This is a genomic window from Vibrio sp. V43_P6S15P86, from assembly GCF_009904725.1.
Classification (GTDB): domain Bacteria; phylum Pseudomonadota; class Gammaproteobacteria; order Enterobacterales; family Vibrionaceae; genus Vibrio; species Vibrio diabolicus.
On sequence record NZ_WXWT01000458.1, the window covers coordinates 13,896 to 37,562 of the forward strand.

The following is a 23,667-nucleotide window of genomic DNA, read 5'->3' on the forward strand; positions in this document are numbered from 1 at the left end:
CTCCTTTTCTATAGCATGGTTTTTGCTAACTTTAGCAAAGACTTCTATCACCGATCAGGCAGTAACTCATGACTTTTGACGACATTCCGCGTATCGCCCTAATTGAAGATGATGACATCGTTCGTCAAGCTACCAGCCAATGGCTGCAATTGGCGGGGTTTGATGTCATAGCTTTTAGCTCGGGGGAGGAAGGCAAAACCGCCATTCTGAACCAAGAGTTTGATGCGATAGTTAGTGATGTTCGTTTGCCAGATACTGATGGAATTGCGATTTTAGAGAGCCTTATTGCGAATCACATTCCAACACCAATGATACTAATTACTGGTCATGGTGATGTGGATATGGCGGTGAATGCGCTACAAAACGGCGCGTTTGATTTTATTGAAAAACCTTTCCAGCCGGAGCGTTTGTCTCAACGTGTCACAGATGCGGTCGAGAGCCATCGCGCGCAAACATCGTCGCTTCACCGCCAAGAGTATCTAGCTAGCGTGAGTGGTTTAGAAGAGGTGCTCATTGGTCAAAGTCGAGTGATGCAGCAATTACGCGAGCAAGTTGCGAAACTGGCGAAAATCGATACTAACGTGATCATCTACGGTGAAACGGGTTGTGGTAAAGAGCTGGTGGCGACCAGTTTACATAATGAAAGCCAAAGAAAACCTCATCACTTTGTGCCGATAAACTGTGGTGCGATTCCAGAACACCTTTTCGAGAGTGAGTTGTTTGGTCACGAAGCTGGGGCGTTCACTGGTGCAAACAAACGACGCATCGGCAAGTTGGAATACGCCGATAAAGGCACGTTGTTTTTTGACGAGATAGAAAGCATGCCGTTGTCGATGCAGGTGAAAGTGCTGCGGGCGCTTCAAGAGCATACCGTTGAAAGAGTGGGGGGGAATCAGCAGATCGGCGTTGATTTACGAGTGATCGCGGCGGCGAAAGAAGATCTCAATGATCATGAAGAGTTTCGGCAAGATTTATACTATCGGCTCAACGTCGCGCAAATTTATTTGCCGCCACTCAGGGAGAGAGAAGAAGATTCACTGATTTTGTTTGAGCACTTCACCTTGCAAACTAACCCTGAAACCCGACCATTGAGTGATGCAGATAGAAACGCTGTGCTTTCCTACGCTTGGCCTGGGAATGTTCGAGAGCTGCGAAACGTGGCTATGCGTTTTGCTTTGGATGAAACGGTATCTGTGATGGAAATTCTCTCTAGCCGTCCTTCGTCAACCACGGAGGAGACGCAAGTGGGTGTTCCATTGGTTATTCAATTACACAATTTTGAGCGCAAGGTGCTGCATGATTCATTGGTCAGGCATCACGGACGCATTAACGAGGTGATGCAGGAATTGGATTTACCTCGTCGAACTTTGAATCAAAAGATGCAAAAGTTTGGTTTAAATCGCTCTGATTATACTTAATGCAATTTTTAAGCTGATTTACCGCTATGGGCGTCACAAATATGATTATGCGCTCTTCGAGGGAGTCGGGACAAACTTATAAGTTAGGCCTTTCCCTTCTCCAAACAAGGTGACTTGGTTTCTGCCCGTATGTTTAGAGCTATACAGCGCTTCGTCTGCTTCAGCAACGACCTCGTGAAGCGATTGTCCCTCAGATAACTCACTGATTCCAAAGCTCATGGTGATCTCATTTTCGAATGACTGCAGTGAGGCTTCTGTTTCTACCGCTAGGCGAATTTGCTCGGCAACAATTTTGGCGCGGTGTGCTTTTTCAAGTAAAACAATCATGAACTCATCACCACCAAATCGTACTGTGCAAGCTGACTCTGGGAGGTGTTTCTTAAAGATAGCGGCAATCGTAGCCATGACGGAATCGCCTACCGTATGGCCATAATGATCATTAATCGCTTTGAACTCGTCCATGTCGGTCATGATGATGCTTATTGATTGCTTCCGTTTGTGCGCTTGATTAACAAGGTTTGGAACAATTTCTTCCATCGCGCGACGATTATGAAGCCCTGTGAGGGCGTCTAAATGTGAGAGATCATTGATTGACTGTATCAAGCGGCCATTAATTAGCCACAACATGCTAAAGCTCATAGCGACAATCAGACAGATGCTAAGTAAAAACGTCATCTGGTGGATAAAACCTGCGGTCATAAAATTTGGCACTTCATTGGCGAAAGCGCTCCAAAGTGCTCTGAAGCCCATAAAAATACTGAAGCAAAAGAAGGAGCACGCCATCACTATGGTTGGGAGTTTTTGGTCTTGCTTGGTGCCTTTCAGCATGGCGATCCCACTAAAAAACGTAACGATGCAGATATAAACACTTAAGTAAATGATACGGTTTTTAATTGAATGGTCATGGAAGGTGAAATAATAGAACGAACCGCTGAAAATGGGCGTTAAAAAAGCGAGTGAGTGGGCCAGTTTTAGAGGGAATTGACGAAAAATGCTCACGCTGTAAAGCGTAAGCAAGAAGCCGATTAATATGAGCGTATTAGCTATGACGATGGTAAGCCAATCTGGTGCGGAGCCTCTAAATCCCAGTAAAAAAGGCCCAAAGCCAATAAATAACAGCGAGAGAGAAAAAGTCTTTAAGCCTTTGATTTTTTTCTGTGTGTATTGGTAACAAAGTAGACTGATTGAGTAAATGCAAGAGAACAGAATAACGATAAAGTTGAGAGTTCTGATGTCTAAATACTGATTGTCCATAAGCGCTCCACATCAATCCATAGTTCAGGCAACTCCTTTGCCTGATATCAATAAGCGAACTACATATTAACTTACTTATTGAGCGATGTCTTATGTTAAACGGCTATTCATTTACCAGCTCGAATTGCTCGGCTTGGTTGGTTTTCGTCGTAAATAGCAGACCAACAATCATCATAAATACGCTAGGTATAATCCAGCTAGCAAAGTCATTGTACAGAGGCATGTAATTACCCATCCACTCATCGGTGGAATCTGGCATGTAACCTAGGATGTGCAGCGCATCAACACAACCAAACGTTAGAGCAGTGAATGCGGTCGCTACCACCATGATTTGCGACATCTTGTTGCGCACTGGTGCCATGATCATCAATGCAATCGCTACTGGGTGAAGCGCCAAAACCGCTGGCAATGTGATAGCCAATAGTTGCTCCAGACCTACGTTGGCGATCAAACCAGCCAACACCATGGTCGTGATAACGCAGCCTTTGTAGTTCACTTTGCTGAAAGTGTTGTCGTAAAACTCACTGCCTGCTGTGGTTACGCCGATAGCAGTGGTCAAACACGCCAATACCATCACGGCACCTAGTAATAGTGAACCAAATGCGCCGAAGTGGCTGAAGGTGAATGCCGTTAAGATGTCGCCACCATTGCTGAACTCAGAACCCAAGTATGAGCTTGTCGAACCAATGTAAGCCAATGAGATGTAAACAAATGCCATGGCAACCGCGTACATCAAAGCTGCGATTAGCGTGTATTTTGCGGTGGCTTTCGGGCAATCCACACCCATGCTGCGAATCGCGCGGAAGATGATCCAACCAAAACCGATAGAACCTAGCGCATCCATGGTCATGTAGCCTTGGGTTAAGCCTTCAGCAAATGCGCCAGATACGTATGGTCCCGTTGCAGCAGTTAGCTCGCCAGCAGGAGAAACCAAAGCCGTCACAGACATGATGATCAAGATACCCATCAATGCAGGCGTTAAGATCTTGCCTAGGTTGTCGACCAACTTACCCGGATATAGGGCAAATAGAATGGTGATAGCACAGAAGGCAATAGTGAAAGGCACCAAAACGGCATCACCAAACATTGGCGCAAAGCTAAATTGGTAAGCGACGGTAATCGCACGTGGTATTACGAAAGCAGGACCAATCACGATAAACACCATCACCCAAAAACTGGTCGCCAAAGGTTTAGGTAGGGCAGCGGTTAATTTGTCTGAACCGTTTACGATAGCCACCATCACCAGTGCCATCGCAGGCAGACCTACACCCGTCAAGAGGAAGCCAGACATCCCGCTCAGAAAGTTTTCACCTGCTTGATAACCCAAAAATGGAGGGAAGATCAGGTTACCCGCGCCTAAATACATGGCGAAAGTCATGAAGCCCAAAGCGGCGATATTGCGTGCGCTTAACATTGTTATTCCTCTTATGTTTCGCTTGGAAGAAACTGAAAGGAATGGGAGGAGTATGTGGTGTTCCCGTCAGCTTCTTCTCAAGCTGACAGAAAGTTTAGATATAGCCTGTCAGCTCTGAATCAGTTCCAGAGAGAGCAGGAGGATCGCAGCAGCAACGCCAGATGGGCGTTTTAAAGCGAATTGTGATTGCGCAGTTGCTGACATGAGTGACCCTTAGTGACAAAAAAGCACCAAGGAATACGTTTGCCTTGGTGTGTAGTTACCCTAACGAACATGAGGCTATTGGCACAACCCCGAAGTAGAAAATAAGTTGATACGGTCAATGTTTGTTTCTGAACTGGTGGATTGAACTGGTTTTGAATTCAAAATTAGAATAAATGACTTTTCATTTCATTAACATGGCTTGTTTTGCTGTATTTTTGTGCTATTTGTAGTCGTTTAGGCTATAAGCCTCCGCTGGTAAAGTGAGCAGTTTAGAATGATGCGCTTTTTATTCTTATTGTTAAGACGCTCATTAGTTGTAGTCCAATCCAAAATCACGTCGGCAAAATATTGCTTATCAGCCAATCGTGCATTTATTTTGTCTTGATCACATTTTATTAACCTTTTGCGATCTAGGCGTGCAACCTTCTCCTCTTGAATAAGCAAGATCTTGCTCATCGCTTTGCTATCAAATCAGCATAATTTTGCTCATTTTTGATGCCTTTCTGTGCTTGTGTCAATAAATACAATGACTTAAAAGTTGGCATTTCAATTGCTCTAGGGAATTTGTTGTTAATAAATATTTAACATGATGTAAGTCCCCAATCGTGAAACGACTACACGGAGAGTAATAATGAAAATGAACAAGCTGGTAAAAGCTTTGGCTGTCGCTGTGACTTCTTTTGGTATTGCTGCTAACGCTGCGGCAGAAGATCGTAGCTACATTCTTGCAACGGCATCGACAGGTGGTACCTACTACCCTGTGGGCGTAGCGCTGGCGACGTTAAGCAAAGTGAAATTGGCACCAAAGCACCACTTCTCCCTTTCTGCAATCAGCTCTGCGGGCTCTGGTGAAAACGTCAAACTGCTGAACGAAAACGAAGCACAGTTCGCGATTCTACAAGGTCTTTACGGTGCGTGGGCTTGGTCTGGCGAAGGTCCTTATGAGAAGAGCGGTCGCCAAGAGCAGCTGCGTTCAGTCTCTATGCTGTGGCAAAACGTTGAGCACTTTATTGTTCGCTCTGACTTAGCAAAAACTGGCACGGTGACTGACCTGAACAACCTAGATGGCAAGAAGTTCTCTATCGGTAAGAAGAACTCTGGTACTGAGAACTCGGGTCGCCAAATCATGAAAGGTCTGAAGGTAGACCCTGATAAATTCAATCTTGCTTACATGGGCTACGGCGGCAGTGCGAGCGCACTTCAAAACGGCACCATTGACGGCATGAACACGCCTGCGGGTGTACCTGTTGGTGCGGTCACTCAAGCTTTTGCTGCGCTGGGTAAAGACATTTCGATTCTTTCGTTTACTGACGAACAAATCAAAGAGGCGAACGGCAATTACAACCTATGGACGAAGTACGAGATCCCAGCGAACACGTACCCGGGTCTAGATAAGCCGATCACTACCATTGCACAGCCTAACTTCTTGGCAGTTCGTGAAGATATCTCGGAAGAAGACGTTTACCAGCTAACCAAAGCGATCTACGAGAACCTGCCTTTCCTACAAGGTATCCACAAAGCAACAAAAGCAATGGCGATTGAGAAAGCGATCGCTGGCTTACCAGTGCCTCTTCACCCAGGTGCGGCGCGTTACTACAAAGAAATGGGCATCGAAATCCCATCAGATCTAATGGCGAAATAACGCCAACTTGGCCCCGAGTTTTGGCTCGGGGCATTTTATCCCTACCGATTTCTAAGATGGAAAAAGCCGCCAGAGCTTGGAGTATGAGATGAGCGACTCAATAGAAAAGGAATTGCAGAAATTTGAGCTGCCCACGCGCACTGATTTTCCGTGGGTAACCACCACGATCACAGTGTTTGGCGTGGTGTTGTCTGCTTTGCACATTTGGTTTAATACCTTATCGACGTTACCAGAGTTATGGATTTCCGCGACCCACTTTGCTGGCTTTGCGGTGATTTGTGCGCTTTGGTATCCGGCTCATATCTCTCTCAAGCAGAGTAAGATTGCACTCGGTATTGATGTGTTAATTGCCATGGGCGCGGTCGCGTGTTTGCTCTATATTCCCTATGCCGAAGATGCGCTGTACGAACGCGGTGTGAAGTTCGTGACCAGTGATTGGGTCTTCGCCATCATGGCAATCCTGATTGTTATTGAGCTGATCCGACGCACCATGGGCTGGTTTATTCCAGTGCTGATTGTGGTGTGTCTCAGTTACGTTGTGCTTTGGGGTAAGTGGGCGACAGGTATTTTCCACTTCCCGGGTTTGAGCATGGAAACCTTGCTCTACCGCAGCTTTTATTCTTCTGAGGGCATGTTTGGCTCTATCTCGCGCATCAGTTGGACTTTCGTCTTCATGTTCATTCTGTTTGGGGCGTTTCTTGTTCGCTCTGGTGTTGGTGATTACATCATCAATGTGGCACGTGCTGCGGCTGGCAAAATCATTGGTGGTCCGGGTTTTATCGCAGTGATTGGCTCCGGTTTGATGGGCTCAGTATCGGGCTCTAGTGTGGCAAATACGGTTTCAACCGGTGTTATCAGTATTCCTTTAATGCAAAAAGCAGGTTTCCCTTCGCGCTTTGCGGCGGGGGTTGAAGCTGCGGCGTCGACAGGTGGTCAGTTGATGCCACCAGTGATGGGCGCGGGTGCTTTCATCATGGCGTCTTACACACAAATTCCGTATGTTGATATCATTGCTGTTTCTTTCATTCCTGCCCTTATCTATTTCTTGTCTGTTGCGTTCTTTGTGCGTATTGAAGCCAAACGCAGCGGCGTTCAAAAAATCACGACCAGCGATGAATCTCTATTAAAAGTGTTGATCAGCGGTTGGCACAACCTTATCCCTCTGGCGGTTTTGGTTACTTTGTTGGTTCAAGGCTTTACGCCAACTTACGCTGCGGGCTTGTCGATCATTTCAGTAGTGGTGGCTTCTTGGTTCTCGAAAGATCACAAGATGGGACCAAAAGCGATCATCGAAGCACTTTCGCAAGGCGCGAAAAACATGGCGACAACAGCCGTATTGCTGGTGGGTATCGGTTTGGTGATCAACGTGATCAGCACAACGGGTATCGGCAACGCGTTCTCACTGATGATCGACGGTTGGGCGAATGGCGACTTGTTCATCATGATCGTTCTGATTGCGCTCGCTTCTCTTGTTTTGGGTATGGGCTTGCCTGTGACAGCGGCGTATATTGTGTTGGGCACACTGTCTGCCCCTGCGCTTTACAAGTTGATTGCGGAAAACCAATTGCTTGAATTGATGGTGTCGGGTCAATTGCCAGAACAAGCAAAAGCCATCTTCATGTTGGCGGCGCCAGAAAAGCTGGAACTGCTTAATGCTCCAATGGCGTTGGAAACCGCGAAAGAAATGGTGGCGCTAGTACCTGCGGACTTTATGGAAACTCTACTAGAGCAAAGTTTGGGTATAGAAGCAGTAGGCTTGGCGTTGCTGGCTGCTCACCTCATCATCTTCTGGTTATCGCAAGACAGTAACGTAACGCCTCCAGTGTGTTTGACCGCCTTTGCTGCGGCAACCATCGCGAAAACACCGCCAATGCGCACTGGTTTGATGGCGTGGAAAATTGCCAAAGGTTTGTATCTTGTACCGCTGTTGATTGCTTACACAGGCTTAGTCAGTTGGGATGTGACGTCAGTGATTACCGTGGGCTTCTTTGCCATCATCGGTACCTATGCATTGATTGGTGCGATTGAAGGCTACTTGGAAGGTCCTCTAAACATTCTGACGCGTCTCTTGTTGGTAGTGGTGGGTACATTGCTGGTTTGGCACGACATCCCAATGTTGGTTCGTGTGGCAAGCTGCGCGGTATTTGTCGCGGTGTTCATTTACAGTGGTCGCAAGTTCAAATTGCAACAATCTCAACTATCGGTTTTATAAGAGGTCGTATGAAATCAGTCTATGACTACATCATTGTTGGTGGCGGTATCGTTGGTGTGTCGACGGCATGGCAGCTGCAGCAACGTCACCCAGACAAATCCATTTTATTGGTTGAGAAAGAGTCCGGTTTTGCCAAGCATCAAACCGGACACAACAGCGGTGTGATTCATGCCGGGGTGTACTACGCACCGGGCAGCTTAAAAGCCGATTTTTGTAAGCGTGGGGTAGAGCGAACCATTTCGTTCTGTGCCGAGCACGATATTCCGGTAGAGAACTGTGGCAAGTTGTTGGTTGCGACCAATGAGCAAGAAGTCGAACGCATGAATGCCCTCTATGAGCGCTGTTATGTCAACGGCATCGACGTAAAGCTACTCGATGAAGTTCAACTCAAGCTGGCTGAGCCAAACATCACAGGCTTGGGCGCGATTTATGTCAAAACCACCAGTATTGTCGATTATCGTTTGGTCACTGAGCAGATGGCGGAAGAGTTCAAAAAGCTCGGTGGGCAAATTAGCTTGAGAACCAAAGTGGTGGCTGCTGAAGAGAAGGATGAAGAAGTTCAATTGACCTGCATTTCAGACGGGCAAACCATGCAGCTCAATGCCAAATTCCTGGTCACTTGCAGCGGCTTGATGGCGGATCGCATGACTAAGATGATGTCTATTCCGACCGATTTCCAAATCATCCCTTATCGTGGTGAATACTACCGCTTAGATAGCAAACACGACCGAGTGGTGAATCATCTTATTTACCCAATTCCCGACCCTGATTTGCCATTCTTGGGCGTCCACCTGACTCGCATGATTGATGGTAGTGTGACTGTTGGTCCAAATGCGGTTCAAGGCTGGAAGCGGGAAGGGTACGACAAGGTTAACTTCAGCTTGCAAGATACCATGCAAATGCTCAGTTTCTCCGGTTTCTGGAAGGTGACACAAAAGCATCTAAAAACCGGATTGGATGAGTTTAAGAACTCGTGGTGGAAGCCGGGCTATCTGAAATTGGTCAACAAATATTGCCCTAGCATCAAGGTAGAAGATCTCAAACCATATCCTGCGGGTATTCGCGCACAAGCGGTGTTATCTGATGGCACCTTGGTTCATGACTTCTTGTTTGCTGAAAGCGCCAGAAGCCTGCACGTTTGCAACGCCCCCTCTCCTGCAGCGACATCTGCAATGCCAATTGGGGAGTACATTTGCGATAAGGTGAATGAGAAGATAGAGGCGAAAACGGTATAAAACAAAGGCGACGTAACTGTCGCCTTTGTTTTATTTGAATCTGGGGATTAGGAGTCGCCATCTTTAGGGCAGAGTTCCCCTTTCTTGGCGTGTCTCTCGATCATGTAATCGCCTCGGGCACTGTGCAATACAATTGCATTCCAGACTTGACCATCTTGCAACTCGAACTCAAACGCATAATGGGTGCCGCCGACCATTTTGGTTCTCACCTCATGAATTGCTTTCAATTTATCATCGGCATTCATTTGATAAAGCACCATGTTGAGTGAGCGTCTGGCGTCAGGAGTAGCTTGAGCAAGTTGCCAATGGCCCTGTTCGTCTGTTGCGGAGCAAATAGACCGCATTTTACTTTTCATGGCGGATGACATCTGCTTGTCTACGGACAATGCATTTGTTGAAAACAGTAGACCTGTCAAAGGAATCAAAGTTGCCAGAATCTGCTTTAAGGTCATAAAAACACTCCGTTGCTTTACTCTTGCTTGAGTATAGACCTCAATGGCTTCAGATGTGGTGCAGTCGACTCTGGGCCTACAATATCGCAGTTCGTATCAACGAACTGATGATAAACAAGGCGACCACGCTTGCCAGCCAAATGCCAATGAACCACAAAATGGGCTTTAGTTTCATCAGTGATATCCTTCTCCACGTTTCATCTTGCCGCGGAACACCCAGTACGAATAAGCCGTGTAGGCTATGATCAGAGGAAGTAATACCACCGCACCGGCAAGTAAAAATGCCAAACTTTTGTCTGGCGCGGCGACGTCTTGATAAGTGAGTGCGAATGGGACCAAGTAAGGAAATGTACTGACACCGAAACCCATCGCGGAAACAAGAAACAGGCCGATGGCAAGTACATAGGCACGAACAGCTTTGTGGTCGAGTAAGGCTTTGAATAGCTGCCAAATGAGTGCCGCTGCAATAATTGGTAAGATGAAAAACAGCAGCGAGTTTGGTAATGAGAACCAACGTTCAAAGACGATATGTTGGCTCAATGGCAACCACAAACTGGCGATGAATATACAGGCTACCATTGCTAGCCCCCATCGTCGCGCGACCACGTAGTAACGCCCCATCAGCTCTTCTGGAAGCTTGATTAATAACCAGCATGAACCAAGCAGAATATAAGCACAAACAAGCGCCAAGCCACAAAATACGCTAAATGGCGAAAGCCAATCAAACCATCCACCTGCGTATGCTCGTTCACTAACCTCTATACCTTGGAGCAGGGTTCCGAGCATAATGCCTTGCATCAATGCCGCGGTGAGTGAACCAATGAAAAAAGCGCTATCCCATAAAAACTTTCCGCGTTGTGTTCGGAAGCGATACTCAAAAGAAACCCCGCGCAGAATTAACCCGAGCAGCATTAAAATCAGGGGAGCATAGAGTGCTGGCATAATGACCGCGTAGGCGAGGGGGAACACGGCAAAAAGCCCACCACCGCCAAGAACTAGCCAAGTTTCATTCCCATCCCAAACAGGAGCGATGCTGTTCATCATCATGTCGCGCTCTTCATCGTCATTAGCGCTGAGGAATAGGATACCAATACCGAGATCAAAGCCATCTAACACGACATAAATCAGAACGGCGAGCCCAATCAAAGCGTACCAAATTAATGCGTAATCCATGAGTTAGCTCCTAGGTTAGATGGTTAGAATATGTGATGGCATCGGTTTTCGTGCCATCAGGAAGTCGGCTGTCTAAGCCTTCTTCATATCGAGTTGGAGACTTGCGCATCAAACGTAGGAGATAGAAGAAGCCAGCTCCAAAAACCACAAAGTAAACCACGATGAACGCCGTCAGGGAGACGCTCACCGCGGCGGCATCAATAGGCGATGCCGAATTGGCTGTGGTTAAAAGACCGTATACGGTGTAAGGCTGGCGACCGACTTCGGTGGTTATCCAGCCTGCTAAAACTGCAATGAACCCAGCTGGGGCAAACAGGACACAAATACGTTGAAGTGCCCGTGAATCAAAAAGTTTGCGACGCTTTCTGAGCCATAGACTCCATACGCCAATGGCAAGCATGGAAAAACCAAGCGCGACCATAACTCTGAAAGACCAGAAAACGATAGATACAGGAGGGTGTTCCTCCTCAGGAAAAGCATCTAACCCCTTTACTTTGCCGTTTAGGTCATGAGTTAAAATCAAGCTACCGAGTTTGGGGATTTCTAGTGCGTATTCCATACGTTTTTCTTTATCGTTAGGGATACCGAAGAGAATCAATGGCGCGCCTTGGTGAGACTCATAGTGCCCTTCCATCGCGGCAACTTTGGCGGGTTGATGTTCAAGGGTGTTTAAACCATGCATGTCTCCAGCAACGATTTGAATTGGTGTCACGATGGCAGCCATCCACATTGCCATCGAGAACATAATTCTGGCTAGAGGGTTATGGTTTGCTTTTAGTAAGTGATAAGCGGCAACGCCGGCTACAACAAAGGCAGTAGTAAGGTAAGCGGCGAGCAACATATGAACGAGCCGGTAAGGGAAGGAAGGGTTGAAGACAATCGCCCACCAGTCTTCTGGGATAAACTGTCCGGCTTCGTTGATACTGTAGCCCGCTGGTGTTTGCATCCAACTATTAACCGAAAGTATCCAAAACGCAGACAAAAACGTCCCGAATGCAACAATACAAGTTGCGGCGAAGTGAAGCTTCTTACCCACCTTGTCCATACCGAAAAGCATCACGCCTAAAAATCCCGCTTCGAGGAAAAACGCAGTAAAAACTTCATAACCCATTAGCGGGCCTAGGATTGGGCCTGTTTTGTCGGCAAACACGCTCCAGTTGGTCCCGAATTGATAGCTCAACACGATGCCACTTACCACACCCATACCAAAACTGATGGCAAAGATTTTGAGCCAGTATTTATAGATCTGCATGTACTGTTTGTTGCCCGTTTTTAAGTACAAGCCCTCTAACACGGCGAGGTAACTTGCCAAACCAATCGTAAAAGCTGGAAAAATGATGTGGAAAGAGACAGTAAAGGCAAATTGGAATCTGGCTAAATCGATGGCGAGTGTGTCCATGGGCATTCCCTTTTAAGTTTCGAATTAACAGTTCGCCGAATTAGAAGAGATGAGGGAAGAGCGACGAACAAAATGGAATACGAAGAAGGAAGGCTAAGAGATTAAAAAACGATCGCTTTTTACGGCAGTGCGTACCATCTTTTAGATAAAGGAGGAGTTGTTATGAGCCTTAAACACTACTTTGAGAAAGCGACACCTAAGTTTGGCCCAGGTGGGAAGTATCACAAGTTCTATCCATTGTTCGAAGCTGTCGAAACCATTTTTTACACGCCTGGTAAGGTTAACCAGGGCATGACTCACGTTCGAGATAGCATCGATTTAAAACGTATTATGATCATGGTGTGGCTGGCGGTCTTCCCTGCCATGTTCTGGGGTATGTACAACATAGGTCAGCAGTCCAGCGATGCTTTGTTGTATGGAATGGATCAAGCCTCAGCTCAGCAAGCGCTGGCCTCTTCGTGGCAACTGAGTTGGGTATGGGGCTCGTTAGATGCGGTTTCACAGGCGGGGTGGGCAAGTAAAATGTGGCTTGGCGCCACTTACTTTATTCCGGTTTATGCGACGGTGTTTATCGTTGGTGGTTTCTGGGAAGTTCTGTTTGCTATTGTTCGAAAGCATGAGGTGAACGAAGGCTTTTTTGTCAGCTCTATACTATTCGCGCTGATCCTTCCTCCGACAATTCCACTGTGGCAAGCGGCTTTAGGTATCACTTTCGGTATTGTTGTGGCGAAGGAGATTTTCGGTGGTACGGGGCGAAACTTCTTAAACCCGGCACTAGCAGGGCGAGCCTTCTTGTACTTCGCTTATCCCGCTAACATGTCTGGCGGGGCTGTTTGGGTTGCGGCAGATGGTTACTCTGGCGCTACACCGCTAAGCCAATGGTATGAAGGTGGACAAAGTGCCTTGATAAATAGTATGACGGGACAGCCAATTTCATGGGGAGATGCTCTTGTTGGTAATTTGCCAGGCTCGATGGGTGAAGTCTCCACGCTGTTGATTGCATTAACAGGCTTTATTCTTATCTTTATGAAGATAGCGTCGTGGCGAATCGTTGCAGGCGTGTTGGTTGGTTTAGTGGCGGCTTCATTATTATTGAATGCGATCGGTTCGGACTCTAACCCAATGTTCTCCATGCCGTTTTACTGGCACTTCGTGATTGGTGGGGTCGCGTTTGGTACCTTCTTTATGGCGACAGATCCCGTCTCGGCGGCTTTTACCAATGGCGGTAAATGGGCATACGGACTATTAATCGGTGTGATGACGATTTTTATCCGAGTGCTGAACCCAGCTTATCCAGAAGGCATCATGTTAGCGATTCTATTTGCTAACTTATTCGCGCCACTTTTCGATTATTTAGTCAAAGAAAGTAATATCAAACGCAGAATGAAAAGGGCGAGACCTTCTTAAAATGAGGGTGACTTCACTGAAAGTTGATTGAAAACTGCACTATATTGAAAAGGTCAGAAACATGGGGTTTCTGGCTTTTTATTTTTATCAGGAGGACGAAGACGATGAGAATAAAGGATATTCTCGATAGCCGTTTGGTGCTGTCGTTCTGGTACAACCTAGACTACTGCTTGTCTCTTCTTAGTAAAATCTCTTCTCGTTGATTTCCTCAATGCAACCGCATTGAAAAGCATTTTATCTATTTGTTTTTTTAGTCTTACGTGATAGCGCGTAGGGCAATGCGTATAAGGAAATTAACAATGAAACGTATTCCAGAACCTTTCCGTATCAAAATGGTTGAGCCAATCAAAATGACGACTTTGGCAGACCGTGAAGTCGCGTTAAAAGAAGCGGGTTATAACCCATTTCTTCTTCGTAGTGATGATGTTTATATCGATTTGCTGACTGACTCTGGCACTGGTGCCATGAGTGATAATCAGTGGGCTGGCATCATGATGGGGGATGAATCCTATGCGGGTAGCCGAAATTACTACAACCTGTGTGATGCAGTAGAGCACTTCTTTGGTTACAAGCTCACCGTGCCTGCGCACCAAGGGCGTGGTGCCGAGCAAATTTTGTTCCCAGCTTTGATTGAGCGTATGCGTCAAGTGCGTGGTGGTGAAACGCCAGTATTTATCTCGAACTACCATTTTGACACCACCGCGGGTCACATTGAACTCAATGGCGGTAAAGCGATTAACGTGGTAACGGAAGAAGCATTCGACACCACTACGCCTTATGATTGGAAGGGCAATTTTGATATCGATAAGCTGGTGGCAACAATTGAAGCGCACGGTTCACATAACATTTGTGCGATTATCACCACGATTACTTGTAATAGCTCCGGTGGCCAGCCTGTATCGATGGAAAACATGCGCAGCGTGTACGAGATTGCAACCAAGTACGATATTCCAGTGGTGATTGACTCGGCTCGTTACTGTGAGAACGCCTACTTTATCAAGCAGCGTGAAGCGGGTTACGAGAATAAATCGATTCTGGAAATCATCCGTGAGATGTACCAGTACGGTGATATGCTCACCATGTCAGCTAAGAAAGACCCGATGGTAAACATTGGTGGCATGTGTTGTATTCGTGATCATAAAGAGTTGTTCCAAGCAGTGCAGACACGTTGTGTACCCATGGAAGGATTTGTGACATACGGTGGTATGGCTGGGCGTGATATGGAAGCGCTCGCTCGCGGTTTGTATGAAGCGGCGGATGAAGATTTTCTTCACTACCGAATTAGCCAAGTTCAATACTTAGGTGAGCGCTTACGTGAGGGCGGTATTCCAATTCAATACCCAACGGGTGGTCACGCAGTGTTTGTGGATGCCGCTAAGATTTTGCCACACATTCCAGCCGATCAGTTCCCTGCGCAGGTATTGTGTAATGCTTTGTACTTGGAGGCGGGTATTCGAGCAGTAGAGATAGGATCGTTGCTGCTTGGTCGTGACCCTGATACGGGTAAACAAAAAGCGTCAGAGTTAGAATTAATGCGTTTGACCATTCCACGCCGCGTCTATACCAACGACCATATGGATTACATCGCGGATGCGATTATCGAACTGAAAAATCGTGCACATGAGTTAAAAGGACTCACTTTTGAGTATGAACCGCCAGTATTGCGCCACTTTACTGCTCGGTTTAAAGAAATCGATTAACTCAAGTTTGAATATAGGAAATCAAAAGGCCGCGAGTTTCGCGGCCTTTTTCGATTTGTTTCTTAGAGTTACAGTTACGCCAACTCTAATGTAATACGAACGAACTGATCGTCCTGGTACTGCACTTCATAATTGAAGGTGCCACTGGCGTAAATACTGCCAAGGAAAAGTGAACGTTGGCTCATTGGTCCACGGAACAGCATCGAAATAGGAGCGATTAGGGCGTTATTATCATCGAAATGCTGATTTAAGTTCTCAGAAAGTACACACAGCAAACAGCCGTGTTGGTCGTGAGATAAGTCGACGTCTTCCGGTCGAGATAATAATACAGTAGTCCCCAACTTCTTCTCAATCTCGTTAATCAACAGCAAGTAGCTATCTAGATCAGGTTGAGGGTTACTTGGTTTATCTGCACCCACGCAACGTTCGAGTAACGCTTCCAGACTTCCGTTCTCGCCTTTTGCCTGTTGAGTCAAAGACTTTAACGGCTTTTTAATCAGCTTATAGCGATTACTCTTCAGTTTTGGCTTCAGCCATTTCTGCAGTAAGTCGTTACGCTCTTTAAGGGAGAGACCATGTGAGGACGCATGAATTTTAAAGTGCAGGTGCAATAAAGCGTGAACCGCAAGCTCACTCAGAAGTTGGTTAGCATCTGTAGACTGTCTTGCCTGCTTAGAACTTTGCATTACACTCGAACAAAATTAGGGAAGAAGGATAATGGTGCCGAGAGAGGGACTCGAACCCTCACACCAAAGGCACTAGCACCTCATGCTAGCGTGTCTACCAATTTCACCATCTCGGCATCATGATGCTCTGAATACTCAGAGGCCTCGAAAAGAAGCACCGCGAATTGTATAACCAAAATCCATCTTTTGGCGAGAGCAAAATGACGAATTTTGGCTCTTTCGAGTTTGATTGCGTATTTATTGGTCATTTTTGCGTTTTTTTACCATCAAAGTCTGTCCTAATGCCCTTACTTTTATTAACAGTATGACGACAAAAGAACGTTTTTGCCTAAATTTTGAACGCTTGAACGTTTGCGTAAATAAATGTGATGAATATCTCTTTTTGTTGGCTATACTTGCGTCCCGTTTAAGCGGGAATTAGGGTTTAGTTGTTCAGGACCCTTACCCATACAAGCCGTCACATGGAGCAGGCCAAGCAATACGCTCGCCAGCAGTGAATGACCCCACGGACCGGACCAGCTACGTTCAATTGCTTGTATAAGGTAAAAATAAGATGTCGAACTATTCGTTCTGTCTACATTCTGGATCTGAAGGCGAGTTATCACTCGCTGCGTTGTCCCTTTCTTCTGCCAATTCCTTTGGCTCTTTTTTCTTTTTCAACGTTTAGTAGGTCCAGCTCATGAGTGTTCTATTTAGTCTATTTGGTATTGTTGCACTGCTAGGTTGTGCTTTCCTACTTTCTGAGGGTCGTTCTTCCATTAATTGGAAAACTGTATCTCGCGCCTTGATGCTACAAATGGGGTTTGCTGCGTTAGTGCTCTATTTCCCGTTGGGTCAAGCGGCGCTGGCGAGTTTAAGTAATGGTGTCGCGGGGCTACTCAGCTTTGCTGATGAAGGGATTAAATTCCTCTTTGGTGACCTCGCTTCTTCTGGCTTTATCTTCGCTATTCGTGTCCTTCCTATCATCATCTTCTTCAGTGCTCTTATCTCCGCCCTTTACTATTTGGGCATTATGCAAAAAGTGATTCAATTTATTGGCGGCGCTATCCAGAAGTTCTTGGGTACGAGTAAAGCAGAGTCTTTGGTTGCAACAGGGAACATTTTCTTATCTCAAGGCGAGTCACCACTTCTTATTCGTCCATTTCTTTCTAACATGACTCGCTCTGAACTGTTTGCTGTGATGGCTGGTGGTATGGCTTCAGTGGCGGGCAGTGTGCTTGGTGGTTATGCTGGTTTGGGGGTCGACCTCAAATACTTGATCGCGGCAAGTTTTATGGCAGCACCAGGTAGTTTGATGATGGCAAAAGTTATCGTTCCTGAGCGTCAAACGCCAAGCGATTACAACAATATTGAGCTAGATAAATCAGAAGAAAGTAACGTTATTGATGCGCTAGCAAGCGGTGCTATGGGCGGTATGAAAGTTGCTGTTGCTGTTGGTACCATGCTTATCGCTTTCGTAAGTGTTATCGCGATGGTGAACACGGGGCTAGAAAACTTGGGTGAGATACTTGGTTTCTCTGGCGTAACGCTACAAGCGATTTTTGGTTATTTGTTTGCACCTCTCGCATGGTTGATTGGTGTGCCAAGCCACGAAATCCTAGCTGCGGGTTCGTACATTGGTCAGAAAGTGGTGATGAATGAGTTTGTTGCGTTTATCGATTTTGTGCAGCACAAAGCGACACTGTCTGAGCATACTCAAATTATTATCACTTTTGCGTTGTGTGGTTTTGCGAACATTGGCTCAATTGCGATTCAGTTGGGCTCTATCGGCGTGATGGCACCTGAGCGCCGCAAAGATGTTGCAAGTCTAGGCCTAAAAGCGATTGCTGCTGGTACACTCGCTAACCTGATGAGTGCGTGCTTAGCGGGCATTTTTATCTCGCTCTAATTTAGATTGAAGATGCACACTAAAAACCCGCCATTTAGTTACTATATATAACTAAATGGCGGGTTTTGTTATTTCTAAGGCTTGAGCATTAAGCCGTAAGGTATCGATTTAAAAGCCTCTGGGTGCTCTTGATAAGTTGGCGCTTTATGTACCCCTTTCCAATCGAGCAGCATGATGGCTAGCACGTTACGGTGTTCGCCGTACTTGAGATCAAAGTTACCGTCGACCGACGGAATCATCCCTTTTTCTGCGTTGATTGCATGACGAATGGCTTGGCGGGTCTTCTTTACGACCGGATCATGGTCCAAGCCTGCTAACAAAAACGAAATGCCGACTTCCGCAATCACGTCTTCTTTGGCGCGCAGTAGGATAGTGTCGATGTTGTTGCGAAAGTAATCATAAATCCATTGGTGTTTCTTCTCGCTTACTCGCTCCTGATAATACTGTGAATCGGCAAAGATGATGTGCGTCATACCATAGAGTTTGTTCCAATACTGCTGAGCTGAAAGCATCTTATCTTTATCGTCGGGGTAGGTGTCACGGAAGGTTTGAGTGAATTCCTCGACCACATCTTGCTCTCCTAACTGACGAAGCCAGTAGACTTGGTTTGCAAGCTGAGCTGCCCACGCCTCTATCATCTCTTTGTCCGTAACGTAACGCGAGAAATCGTAGCGCCTAATAATTCTTCTCAGCGTTTTGTCTTGTTTATGTTGTAGGCCGTATTCGTTTGCTCTTGCCATTGCGCCAAGCAAATCCACACCAAGATAAAGGTACTCAGGATGGTGTTTAGTCACGGTATAGCGTCGCTGACCTCGTTCGGTTTCTTTCTCTTGATACGTGGTCAGCCTTTGAGATGAATAGAGAATGATGTCTTCTGGTTCAACGACTTCATTAGCAAATTGGTTTAACCGGCTGGCTACTTGTGCCATGTCGGTCCAAATGGCAGCGTGATATTTCTCATCTAATGTTTGGCGGTACATGCGTAAGCCAAAATGGCCCTCTTTAAACGCCGGGAAAGTGAACAGTTCTTGTTCGTAGGTACTACGAATCAACTGCGCTGATTGAGTATTATCGAGAAGCGGTACGTCTTCCTGTGATGCCTGAGCAGCAAAGGTAAGTGAGCAAGAGAGTAAGACCGCTAAGCTAAGAGGTTTAATACGCATAAATCCATTCCCTATGAAGTCCTGAACCTAAACCTACCATCAATATTAATTGAGAATGTAAAAGCTGAGTCAATAGTTAAAAATTTGCCTAAAAGTCAGGTTGATACGTTCATCTTTGGTTTTCGCGGTTTTTGGTACGCAGTGCTTCCAGTGATGCTGGAGCTCGCCAGCCATAATCAGTAAGGAGCCGTGAGAAAGCTCATATTCAATCTCAGTTTTACAATGTAAATTTCTAAGCAAAAATCGACGTGTTTCACCTAAGTTCAAAGATGCGATAACAGGGTTTCTACCTAACTCTGGTTCATTATCTTGGTGCCAGCCCATTGAGTCTTGGCCGTGTCGATATAAGTTAGCGAGAACAGAATTAAAAGTGACATCAGCAACTGATTCACAACGCACTTTGAGTTGAGTTAACTCAGGAGTCCAAGGGTGAGGCTGCATGGTTAAGCCTGAGTAAGTATATGCTGCATCACCGTGCCACGCTTGTAAGCGAGGTTGAAGTACTGACTTGCCGAACATAGTAATGTGCTCTTGGTGCCATGGCAGTGTCTTTCGAAGTTGGTCAAAGTAATTATCCGCCTCAAGATGGTTAAGAAAATGAGGATCATAATAAAGTTTTCCTCTTTCTACTTCTTGCCATAGATCGCCGCCAAATAAATCGCCTTGTTGATGCATCATCTCACACCTAAAACATAAAAGTTGTCAATCACTGTTACCTTTCTGATTATGATTGGTTATTCTTGTGATAATAAGAATTTTAACAATAAATAAAAATCTCGTAACGATATACGAGTTGTGGGGAGAAAATGCGTTATTTACCCAGAAAGCGATGCTATTTTGCATTGTTCTTCCTCAGTTTTTTCGCTTTATGCGTTGGGGTTATTGAGCTGTTGCATCGAAATCAGCAAGAGCTTCACCAAGAGCGAGTTCAAGTTGAGGCCAAAGAGCAACTTTCCACCCTCCGTTCCAATTTGGAAGCGGTACTTATGGCGGATATCTATAAAGCCAGTACCTTGGCGACACTCATTACTTTACTGCCTAAAAACCAAGAAGACGAATTGAACATTGCGGCTCACCGCATTCTGAACAAAAGCAAACATATTACGATCATTGGCATCGCGAAGAATGATGTTATCAGTCATATATTTCCCCGCCAAGGTAATGAGCGTTTAATCGGCCTCGATTACCGAACGGTGCCACAGCAGTGGGTACAGGTGCAAAAAGCCAAGGATATACAAGAAATATTCATAGCAGGGCCTGTCAACTTGATCCAAGGCGGCAAAGGCTTGATCGTGCGGGTTCCGGTTTTTCTTGATCCACCGTTGAACCAGGATTATTGGGGTGTGATCAGTGCGGTGATTAATTTTGATGCTCTGATGCGAGAAACTGGCGTGATCGATTTCTCTTATCGCTATCCTTTGATGATTCGTGGTTACGACAGTGGCGGTGCTTTTGGTGACGTTTTCTTTGGCTCGCTGAGTGAAACCAAAACGCCATACGCGAAAGAAATGGTTCATTTTCCTTATGGTGGGTGGAGTATGGTGGTTTTCTCCGGAGACAAACTCGACCGTCAAATTCCTTGGCATCAGCTTTATTTAGCAAGGTTCATCGGTTATCCCATTGTTTTTGCACTGAGCCTCGCGCTTATTGCGATTTACCGCTTGTACACCATTGCGGATGATAGAGCACTGCATGATGAACTGACACACTTACCAAACCGTCGCTATTTTATGAAGTTTTACAAGCAGCAGTTTGAAATAGCGAAACGTTACAAAAAGCGTTACAGCTTCGCCTTAATCAATATAGATCTGGATAGGTTTAAACATATTAACGATACCTATGGTCATGACGCAGGCGACAAGGTCTTAGTCGCTACGGCTGAAAGAGTGAAAAGCTCTCTGCGTAAATCAGATATTGTGGCCCGAATGGGAGGTGATGAGTTTTTAGTTGTAGTCCATCACCCTGGAACGGAAGAAAATGTTCAGTCCCTTCTACAAAAACTTCGATTAGCGCTATGCTCGACGCCCGTCATTTACGATGAAACGCTTATCTATTTGAAAGCCAGTATTGGGTACGCGATATTTGACCCGAAAATGTCATCTCCTGAGCAAATGATGAAAATAGCCGATGAGAGAATGTATCAACAAAAGCATGGCGGATGAGCCTGAACCCAGTTTCAATAAGGGGTTAGAAGAATGGTAAAGTTGGGAGCCCGAAATCTCATCATCATTGAGGTACAAGAGTATGTGACTTCATATGTTCACAGACACTTTGCTGAGAAAGTCGTTACTAGCAGTGCATTAAGTGGCATATTTGCATAATGTTGCATTTTGCAAATGCAGTTTGCGAAATTAATGGTCAATAAAGCAACGATATGCATCTGGATCTACTAAAAAACGGCTTTTTTAAAGTTGGCACGCATCGTGCTTTACTTAGAGTGACCCTTATTAAGCCGAGGGTCACCTAGCCAACTGACGTTGTTAGTGAATACAAATTGTTCACAAGTATATACCGCCAATCACGTTTATTGTGATTGGCGTTTTTTCTTTCTAAAGACCGATGATATTCACGTCGTTGCCCGTCTCATCAGCTTCTCCGCACTTGCTGTAACAACTAGGTTGTCTTGGACAAACCGCCCCTCTGGAGCAGATCAACCTTGCTTGGGTTTGAATCCCGCGCTCTATCCAGTTGATGTTTAATATCTTAGCGATAGTCGTTAAGTCTTTTTTGATGTGGGGAGGAATAACACTACTTCCGCCGGAAGCGACACAAAGGGACTTAAGTTCTTCCGCTATGGAAACGGCATCGCCACCTTGTGCAGAAATTGCAGGGTTAAGATCAATACCGGCACATAGCACGCGATTATTCCCCGCAGGATCAAATACGTTGACCGATTCGCAGCAGTAGATACGTGGCTCGTCGCCAACATTTAAAATCGAAATTTGCGCTGAACTGGTATCCAAAGGCTGGGAAAGGCGTCGGAATACCGCCCAGTGCTGGCAAGGGTCGTTCACTTTGCGCATATTACCCCAAGGAAGCGGGATGCCATTTCCACGATATACCGCTTTCAACTTGCCCGGACCATAGGCATCAAAGTAGTGCCAATGAGGGTACGGAGAAACCACGGTCATACGACGCATCGCAACGGAAGGAGAAACGCCAGCCTTTTTGTGAACATCAATTTCATAACCGGAACGATCAAGCAACTGACGGAATGGTACTTTGGGGCAAAGCAGGGCACCAGCAAAAAAGCTGGACTCAAAATCGCGCCAAGCTTGTAGGATATCTTGCGAGTTGAGCTCAGAGTTGGAAACTGGGCTGTCCATTTGCTCCCAGTTGTTTTGATGCCCAATAGATAAAACGTTATTCATTGCATCACTGCTATGGAGCACGCGATGGCCGATGTATACCGCCAAATCATATTTCAATCGGGTTGGGTAGTCACGCATTCGTTTATTGAGATAAATAGTCCCAGGTGGCTCCATGAAAGACGTAATCAACTGTTTGGCGCTGACGCCCAGTTCATCAATCACATCCTGTGGTGCTCGGTCTACCCAGCGAATATCCAACCCCATGCTTTTCGCAATATCTATCAGATCTTCTACCGATAGATTCAGGCGTTTCAAGCCGACCTCTTCGGCTGCGCGTTCTAAATCAGGAAAATGGTTTTGATGGTTTTCTTGGTGCGCACGGATCAGCAAGTGGGCGAATTGACGTCCAGTAATACCCGTTTGAGACAACATCTCTGGAATTGCGATTTGGAGAATATCATTGGAGAACAAAAAGCTCGGCTCCAATGCCATACCGTTGATACCGCCACGATTCCCTTTGTTGGGGGTAATGGCCTCTAATTCCGGTTCATCATCTAAAAACCACGCAGGATCTTTTTGAAAAACTTCCGCGATTACTTCGAGCATATCAATACTCGGAACGCGTTTTCCGCGCTCTATCATCGAAAGGTAAGATACCGACGGTGCGTACTCAGGATTGATCCTTACACAGCGTGCAGATAAATCCTCCATCGTTAAATGGTTGTTTTTCCTTAGGTTGCGAATTTTCGTACCTAGAAAATGGGACTGACGAATAAGGCTTTTTGACACAGACATTTTGTAAAATTCACATTGTAAAATTTTTGTTGTGAAATTGTAGTCAATATTTCGCTAGTCTACATAATAAGCAGGCAAGGAAATTAACCATCAACTTCACAGAATTGCCTGAAACTTAAACGAAGGAATTAAGTTTTTACTCTAGGACGAGTTTTTTTAAGTGCGAGGATATGACGATGAATATGCTGAACTTCGATAAAAAAGAGATGCAACAACAACAACGCCCATTTATCGCTGAAGCTGTATTTGCCGTCGAAGCGGTAAGTGCTGAGCAGCAGAGCGAGAAGCAAGTAAAAGCGAAGCAACTACTAGAC

At 45.8% G+C, this 23,667-nt stretch carries 17 protein-coding genes and 1 tRNA gene; 8 read left to right on the forward strand and 10 right to left on the reverse strand.

The genetic code is table 11. The features are described from left to right. The first annotated feature begins 68 nt into the window (after nt 1-68). Nucleotides 69-1,418, forward strand: a complete 1,350-nt coding sequence (locus CAG69_RS20425) for a sigma-54-dependent transcriptional regulator (RefSeq protein WP_161445932.1) — start codon at nt 69-71, stop codon at nt 1,416-1,418. 45 nt (nt 1,419-1,463) lie between these two features. On the opposite strand, the gene CAG69_RS22790 is transcribed toward CAG69_RS20425, so the two are convergent. Beyond that, nucleotides 1,464-2,672, reverse strand: coding sequence for a GGDEF domain-containing protein (locus CAG69_RS22790; RefSeq protein WP_161445934.1), 1,209 nt, complete (start codon nt 2,670-2,672; stop codon nt 1,464-1,466). A gap of 103 nt (nt 2,673-2,775) precedes the next feature. Further along, nucleotides 2,776-4,086: a branched-chain amino acid transport system II carrier protein gene (gene brnQ / locus CAG69_RS20435; RefSeq protein WP_161445936.1), complete on the reverse strand. Its 1,311-nt coding sequence runs from the start codon at nt 4,084-4,086 to the stop codon at nt 2,776-2,778. An 835-nt stretch (nt 4,087-4,921) separates the two neighbouring features. Here brnQ and CAG69_RS20440 point away from each other — a divergent pair. The 3 genes from CAG69_RS20440 (at nt 4,922) to lhgO (ending at nt 9,379) form a co-directional block, all read left to right on the forward strand. After that, a complete protein-coding gene (locus CAG69_RS20440) occupies nt 4,922-5,932 on the forward strand; it encodes a TAXI family TRAP transporter solute-binding subunit (protein WP_005374185.1) in 1,011 nt (336 codons plus the stop codon). Between the two features lie 88 nt (nt 5,933-6,020). After that, nucleotides 6,021-8,144 (forward strand): TRAP transporter permease, encoded by a 2,124-nt coding sequence (locus CAG69_RS20445; RefSeq protein WP_161445938.1) that lies wholly within the window; start codon nt 6,021-6,023, stop codon nt 8,142-8,144. Between the two features lie 8 nt (nt 8,145-8,152). Then, nucleotides 8,153-9,379 carry an L-2-hydroxyglutarate oxidase gene (lhgO, locus tag CAG69_RS20450; protein ID WP_161445940.1) on the forward strand — a complete coding sequence of 409 codons (1,227 nt, stop codon included), beginning with the start codon at nt 8,153-8,155 and terminating at the stop codon, nt 9,377-9,379. Between the two features lie 47 nt (nt 9,380-9,426). On the opposite strand, the gene CAG69_RS20455 is transcribed toward lhgO, so the two are convergent. The 3 genes from CAG69_RS20455 to CAG69_RS20465 all read right to left on the reverse strand — a co-directional run bounded on the left by CAG69_RS20455 (nt 9,427) and on the right by CAG69_RS20465 (nt 12,403). Then, nucleotides 9,427-9,831, reverse strand: a complete 405-nt coding sequence (locus CAG69_RS20455) for a cystatin (protein WP_161445942.1) — start codon at nt 9,829-9,831, stop codon at nt 9,427-9,429. 174 nt (nt 9,832-10,005) lie between these two features. After that, complete coding sequence (gene cydB, locus CAG69_RS20460) at nt 10,006-11,004, reverse strand: cytochrome d ubiquinol oxidase subunit II (RefSeq protein WP_005393631.1); 999 nt, start codon at nt 11,002-11,004, stop codon at nt 10,006-10,008. 10 nt (nt 11,005-11,014) lie between these two features. Then, on the reverse strand, nt 11,015-12,403 hold the full coding sequence (locus tag CAG69_RS20465) for a cytochrome ubiquinol oxidase subunit I (protein WP_161445944.1): 1,389 nt from the start codon (nt 12,401-12,403) through the stop codon (nt 11,015-11,017). 162 nt (nt 12,404-12,565) lie between these two features. On the opposite strand from CAG69_RS20465, the gene CAG69_RS20470 reads away from it, so the two are divergent. Further along, complete coding sequence (locus CAG69_RS20470; RefSeq protein ID WP_047007977.1) at nt 12,566-13,810, forward strand: NADH:ubiquinone reductase (Na(+)-transporting) subunit B; 1,245 nt, start codon at nt 12,566-12,568, stop codon at nt 13,808-13,810. 299 nt (nt 13,811-14,109) lie between these two features. Further along, nucleotides 14,110-15,510, forward strand: coding sequence for a tryptophanase (locus CAG69_RS20475; RefSeq protein WP_161445946.1), 1,401 nt, complete (start codon nt 14,110-14,112; stop codon nt 15,508-15,510). 74 nt (nt 15,511-15,584) lie between these two features. On the opposite strand, the gene CAG69_RS20480 is transcribed toward CAG69_RS20475, so the two are convergent. Continuing rightward, nucleotides 15,585-16,196 carry a DUF2913 family protein gene (locus CAG69_RS20480; protein WP_161445948.1) on the reverse strand — a complete coding sequence of 204 codons (612 nt, stop codon included), beginning with the start codon at nt 16,194-16,196 and terminating at the stop codon, nt 15,585-15,587. Between the two features lie 32 nt (nt 16,197-16,228). Continuing rightward, nucleotides 16,229-16,312, reverse strand: a tRNA-Leu gene (locus CAG69_RS20485). 563 nt (nt 16,313-16,875) lie between these two features. Between CAG69_RS20485 and CAG69_RS20490 the strand changes: the two genes are divergently transcribed. After that, entirely contained in the window at nt 16,876-18,084 is a 1,209-nt protein-coding gene (locus tag CAG69_RS20490) for a NupC/NupG family nucleoside CNT transporter (protein WP_161445950.1), read from the forward strand. 74 nt (nt 18,085-18,158) lie between these two features. Here the strand turns inward: CAG69_RS20490 and CAG69_RS20495 are convergent, their stop codons facing one another. Both CAG69_RS20495 and CAG69_RS20500 read right to left on the reverse strand, forming a co-directional pair. Next, nucleotides 18,159-19,247, reverse strand: coding sequence for a DUF3541 domain-containing protein (locus CAG69_RS20495; protein ID WP_161445952.1), 1,089 nt, complete (start codon nt 19,245-19,247; stop codon nt 18,159-18,161). A 69-nt stretch (nt 19,248-19,316) separates the two neighbouring features. Beyond that, on the reverse strand, nt 19,317-19,922 hold the full coding sequence (locus tag CAG69_RS20500) for an alpha-ketoglutarate-dependent dioxygenase AlkB family protein (protein ID WP_025768047.1): 606 nt from the start codon (nt 19,920-19,922) through the stop codon (nt 19,317-19,319). A gap of 131 nt (nt 19,923-20,053) precedes the next feature. Between CAG69_RS20500 and CAG69_RS20505 the strand changes: the two genes are divergently transcribed. Next, nucleotides 20,054-21,409: a diguanylate cyclase gene (locus CAG69_RS20505; RefSeq protein WP_161445954.1), complete on the forward strand. Its 1,356-nt coding sequence runs from the start codon at nt 20,054-20,056 to the stop codon at nt 21,407-21,409. 387 nt (nt 21,410-21,796) lie between these two features. Here CAG69_RS20505 and CAG69_RS20510 read toward each other — a convergent pair whose 3' ends face one another. Further along, on the reverse strand, nt 21,797-23,353 hold the full coding sequence (locus CAG69_RS20510; protein ID WP_161445956.1) for a DUF3612 domain-containing protein: 1,557 nt from the start codon (nt 23,351-23,353) through the stop codon (nt 21,797-21,799). Nucleotides 23,354-23,667 lie beyond the last annotated feature (314 nt).

Excerpts from the sequence above, each read along its gene's own strand:
- CAG69_RS20480 (WP_161445948.1), bottom strand. The coding sequence starts at position 16,196 with ATGCAAAGTTCTAAGCAGGCAAGACAGTCTACAGATGCTAACCAACTT.
- CAG69_RS20500 (WP_025768047.1), bottom strand. The coding sequence starts at position 19,922 with ATGCATCAACAAGGCGATTTATTTGGCGGCGATCTATGGCAAGAAGTA.
- CAG69_RS20470 (WP_047007977.1), top strand. The coding sequence starts at position 12,566 with ATGAGCCTTAAACACTACTTTGAGAAAGCGACACCTAAGTTTGGCCCA.
- CAG69_RS20475 (WP_161445946.1), top strand. The coding sequence starts at position 14,110 with ATGAAACGTATTCCAGAACCTTTCCGTATCAAAATGGTTGAGCCAATC.
- CAG69_RS20455 (WP_161445942.1), bottom strand. The coding sequence starts at position 9,831 with ATGACCTTAAAGCAGATTCTGGCAACTTTGATTCCTTTGACAGGTCTA.
- brnQ (WP_161445936.1), bottom strand. The coding sequence starts at position 4,086 with ATGTTAAGCGCACGCAATATCGCCGCTTTGGGCTTCATGACTTTCGCC.
- CAG69_RS20495 (WP_161445952.1), bottom strand. The coding sequence starts at position 19,247 with ATGCGTATTAAACCTCTTAGCTTAGCGGTCTTACTCTCTTGCTCACTT.
- CAG69_RS20445 (WP_161445938.1), top strand. The coding sequence starts at position 6,021 with ATGAGCGACTCAATAGAAAAGGAATTGCAGAAATTTGAGCTGCCCACG.
- CAG69_RS20465 (WP_161445944.1), bottom strand. The coding sequence starts at position 12,403 with ATGGACACACTCGCCATCGATTTAGCCAGATTCCAATTTGCCTTTACT.
- CAG69_RS20440 (WP_005374185.1), top strand. The coding sequence starts at position 4,922 with ATGAAAATGAACAAGCTGGTAAAAGCTTTGGCTGTCGCTGTGACTTCT.
- CAG69_RS20510 (WP_161445956.1), bottom strand. The coding sequence starts at position 23,353 with ATGTCTGTGTCAAAAAGCCTTATTCGTCAGTCCCATTTTCTAGGTACG.
- CAG69_RS20425 (WP_161445932.1), top strand. The coding sequence starts at position 69 with ATGACTTTTGACGACATTCCGCGTATCGCCCTAATTGAAGATGATGAC.
- cydB (WP_005393631.1), bottom strand. The coding sequence starts at position 11,004 with ATGGATTACGCATTAATTTGGTACGCTTTGATTGGGCTCGCCGTTCTG.
- CAG69_RS20505 (WP_161445954.1), top strand. The coding sequence starts at position 20,054 with ATGCGTTATTTACCCAGAAAGCGATGCTATTTTGCATTGTTCTTCCTC.
- CAG69_RS22790 (WP_161445934.1), bottom strand. The coding sequence starts at position 2,672 with ATGGACAATCAGTATTTAGACATCAGAACTCTCAACTTTATCGTTATT.
- CAG69_RS20490 (WP_161445950.1), top strand. The coding sequence starts at position 16,876 with ATGAGTGTTCTATTTAGTCTATTTGGTATTGTTGCACTGCTAGGTTGT.
- lhgO (WP_161445940.1), top strand. The coding sequence starts at position 8,153 with ATGAAATCAGTCTATGACTACATCATTGTTGGTGGCGGTATCGTTGGT.